General features: G+C 48.3%; 4 protein-coding genes. All 4 read right to left on the bottom strand.

The window, feature by feature from the left end:
* Positions 1-451, bottom strand: a 451-nt coding sequence (locus KDK18_RS05865) for a dTDP-glucose 4,6-dehydratase (protein WP_257253886.1), incomplete at its 3' end; no start/stop codon positions are given.
* Positions 426-803 carry a GDP-mannose 4,6-dehydratase gene (locus KDK18_RS05860; protein WP_257253885.1) on the bottom strand — a complete coding sequence of 126 codons (378 nt, stop codon included), beginning with the start codon at positions 801-803 and terminating at the stop codon, positions 426-428. The genes KDK18_RS05860 and KDK18_RS05865, both read right to left, overlap by 26 nt.
* Entirely contained in the window at positions 800-1,747 is a 948-nt protein-coding gene (gene rfbD / locus KDK18_RS05855; protein WP_257253884.1) for a dTDP-4-dehydrorhamnose reductase, read from the bottom strand. Before rfbD ends, KDK18_RS05860 begins: the two co-directional genes overlap by 4 nt.
* A gap of 2 nt (positions 1,748-1,749) precedes the next feature.
* The coding region (locus tag KDK18_RS05850; RefSeq protein WP_257253882.1) for a dTDP-4-dehydrorhamnose 3,5-epimerase at positions 1,750-2,051 on the bottom strand (302 nt) is incomplete at its 5' end.

Below are 2,051 nucleotides of genomic sequence, written 5' to 3'. Positions count from 1 at the left end.
AGATTAGGTTGACTATGTCGATGTTATGCCATTCGTTGTGGCCGCCGATGTTGTAGTTTTCGCCGATTTTGCCCTTGTTGAGAACCAGCTCGATTCCTCGGGCGTGATCTTCTACATAGAGCCAGTCGCGGATTTGTTTGCCGTCGCCGTATATGGGGAGTGGCTTGTCGTGCAGGATGTTTGTGATGACCAGAGGGATCAGCTTTTCCGGGAAATGGTAAGGGCCGTAGTTGTTGGAGCAGTTGCTAATTGTGGTCTTTAGGCCGTAGGTTTCCTGATAGGAGCGAACCAGGTGGTCACTGGATGCTTTGCTGGCTGCATAGGGCGAGTTTGGGGCGTAAGCGGTTTCTTCGGTAAAGGCTGGTTCACTTAACGACAAAGTGCCGTATACCTCGTCAGTAGAGACATGATGGAAACGATGTTCTTTACCTTTTAACAGGTCTTCGTCCAACCACACTTTTTTTTGCCGCTTTGAGCAGGCTGTGGGTGCCTATGATATTCGTTTCAAGGAATGCATCCGGGCCTGTTATGGAGCGGTCTACATGGGATTCAGCTGCAAAGTGGACTAAAGTGTCGATTTTATGGTTTCTCAGTAAACCTTCTACCCGTTTTGTATCCAGAATATTCCCGTGTACAAAGGTGTAATTGGGGTGATCTTTGATGGGATCAAGGCTGGCAAGATTTCCTGCATAAGTCAGGGCATCAAGAACTACGATGTTATGCTCGGGGTATTGTTTTATCCAGTATTGGACAAAGTTTGCTCCAATGAATCCGGCGCCACCGGTGACTAATAGTGATTTCATGAAACTGGTTTGTCTGACTTAAGCTCTGTGAGCACGGACCTGAGAGCACTTCGCCAATGTTCAATGGGAAGCTCTAACTCAGAGTATGTCAGCTGTTTGTCCAAAACGCTGTATTTAGGGCGTTCAGCCGGAGTAGGGTAGGCCGAAGTTGGAATTGGTTTGACCGGGATGCTTTTTTTCAGAATGCCAAGAGATAGCGCTTCTTCCTGGATGGCCACGGCGAAATCGTACCAGCTTGCTACTCCGGCGTCGGTCCAGTTGAAGATAGCTTGAAGCTGGAAGCTGGGCAGAGAATTGTTCCCGACATTCTCTGCATTTCCACCATCCTTGGCGGTCAAGGCTTGAAGCTTTTTTAATGATTGCCAGCAGCATAGTGCTAGTGACCTGGCGGAAGTGGGGGTGCCAATTTGGTCAAAAACGATACCTAGCTGATCTTTTTCTTGCATCAGGTTGAGCATGGTTTTTACAAAATTATTACCGTGGGAGGAATAGACCCAGGCTGTGCGAATGACAACGGCTTTGTTGCCGAGTATCTCAAGTACCTGCTTTTCGCCCTGAAGCTTGCTTTCTCCGTAGACACTGACAGGGTTGGTTTTGTCTGTCACTTTATAGGGTGTTGATTGGGAGCCATCAAAGACAAAGTCTGTCGAAACCTGTACCATCGGGATGTCATGCTTTGAGCATGCTTCCGCCAGGAAAGCGGCGCCTTTGGTGTTCACTGCGAAAGCTGAATCAATGTCTGTCTCTGCTTTATCAACCGCAGTATAAGCTGCGGCATTGATCACCGCTTCAGGCTGATGAGCATCAAAGTAAGCATTAACAGATTCCTGACAGGTAATATCCAGTTGATACCGATTGGCACACAGCAGCTCTGTTCCTTCAGGCACAGCCCTCTGCAACTCATACCCCAATTGCCCACCGGAACCCGTAATTAACACTCCCATTTTCAAACTTCCCTCACCCAGCTACCAGGCCGAAAATTGTTCCCAGCATTTTCGGCACTTCCACCATCCTTAGCAGTCGCTTCCAGCTTCCAGCTTCCAGCTTCAGAAAACGCTATACCATCCTCGTCTTTACCAGACAACAGGGGCTGTTCACCATCAACCAACGGCCATTCAATCGCCAACTCAGGATCGTTCCAGGCAATACTCAAATCGTATTCTGGTGCATAATAATCTGTGCATTTGTAAACGAAGTCAGCAATTTTGCTGGTGACATAAAAACCATGGGCAAAGCCTTCGGGCACCC

The organism is Endozoicomonas sp. SESOKO3 (assembly GCF_024606255.1).
Note: the sequence above shows the minus strand (reverse complement) of the source record. Positions and strands in the feature narration are given on the sequence as shown.